Genomic DNA, 330 nt, shown 5'->3' with positions numbered 1-330 from the left:
TGCAGAATACATATGTACTAATTGTACCGGGAGCGAGAAAAAGAAAGTAGCATTTACATGTAAGAGTAGATTTTGTAATCGATGTGGAAAAGTTTATATAGAAAAGTGGGCAGAAAAACAAACAGAACGGATATTAGAAATAGGACACAGATATATGGTATTTACCGTTCCAGAAGAATTAAGGGTGATGTTTTACCGTAACCGAGATTGGCTAAAAGACCTGAGTGATAAAGCAGCAGAAGTAATTCAGTATTGGTATCGTGAGAAAGGCAGGAAAAGAGGGTATGAAGTCGGGGCAATAGCAGTAATACATACCTTTGGAAGGGACTT

1 protein-coding gene is annotated in these 330 nt (G+C 37.6%); it reads left to right on the top strand.

The features are described from left to right. On the top strand, nt 1–330 hold a 330-nt coding region (locus ULO1_RS14030; RefSeq protein ID WP_200806978.1), incomplete at both ends, for a transposase zinc-binding domain-containing protein.

The organism is Carboxydocella sp. ULO1 (assembly GCF_002049255.1).
Lineage (GTDB): Bacteria > Bacillota.
This window is presented reverse-complemented; position numbering and strand designations above follow the sequence as displayed.